This is a genomic window from Mesorhizobium sp. P5_C1, from assembly GCF_054049815.1.
In genome coordinates, this window is record NZ_JBFULQ010001037.1 from 1 (window position 1) to 1,147 (window position 1,147).

Sequence of the window (1,147 nt, forward strand, 5' to 3'; positions counted from 1 at the left end):
GGCCCGACCCGAAGAAGACACCTGTCCGTCGTCCCGACAGTGAAGCGTCGCCAGAGCCTAGACACGTCGATCCGCCACCACGGGACGTGGAAGAGGCGCCGGTGCCAAATCCAAACGGCGATAAGAATTCCTGATCGCAGGGGCGCGCCGAAGGGCCTTCTGCTTCACGGCGGCGGGCTTTTCACTTGCCCATCGACGGCTTCTTTTGAAGCCGCAGATCTTGCAATGGTAAGCATGGTCTATCTCCACGAAAAGGAGCCACGTAATAACGCCGCGTTCCTGCCAACAGATTGGGCAGGCGTAATCGCTTCCGTACTTCGGCTTGGAGAGCAACGGGTGAACAGGCTGCGAACAAACTGCTACGCTTTTTGCAACGCAACGTTACGGTATCGTGCGGGATAGGAAGGCACGTAAGGTGCAACGTAGCCCCCCAAGACGTTGACAATAAATGACTTAATGGGATGAAACGGAAGGGGGAGGTATGCGCGTAACCGAATTTCCAGACCGGTGCCTTCAGTATGAGCGATATACAGCGGCATTAGCCGCGACCATCCCGGCCGCACTTGGAATCGCAGGAAGTGCTCATCGGCTGACCAACCGGCAAACTTGCCGCTTGATGGCCCGCAGCCTCACGGTGGCGGGCCTAGCTAATGGCCTTGATCGTCCCGCCCACAAAGCCGCCAAACAGCGCACCAATCTTCACGTATGTCGAAGGCGCAAGGTCGCTCTTCTTATTATCTGAAAGCGTTTCCACAACTGTCTTTTCATCCGGTGCGGATCTCACTTGGAGCGCTGCAATGCCTTTCGAGGTGAGCTGAACGCCTATGTAGGTGGTGCCGTGCGCCAAAGTTCGCGACACATTCATGGCTCGGATGAGGCGCTCGTCGAGCATCCACTTCAGAACGTCATCCAAGACCTTGGTGGCCTCTTTGACGTTATCCATCTGCAGTAGGTTTAGGCCGTCCCTGTACGAGTCGAAGCCTCTCGTACCGAGACCTCCTTCAAGCAGAAATTGTAAGACTCGGCCTATAGCTTCCTGATCTTTCTCCAACTTTGTCGGCACCGTTTGCTCCCGCCTTTCATGTCGCGTCCATGTCGCATGGATTGCCGATAGTCGCAGGAAACCCTTGGAAATCAACGGTAGTGG

1 protein-coding gene is annotated in these 1,147 nt (G+C 56.0%); it reads right to left on the minus strand.

Features of this window, described 5'->3' with window-relative positions; translation table 11 throughout:
• Positions 1 to 643: 643 nt before the first annotated feature.
• Positions 644 to 1,147 (minus strand): hypothetical protein (locus ACXJ7R_RS33685; RefSeq protein WP_457155563.1); only part of this gene is annotated, 504 nt, incomplete at its 5' end.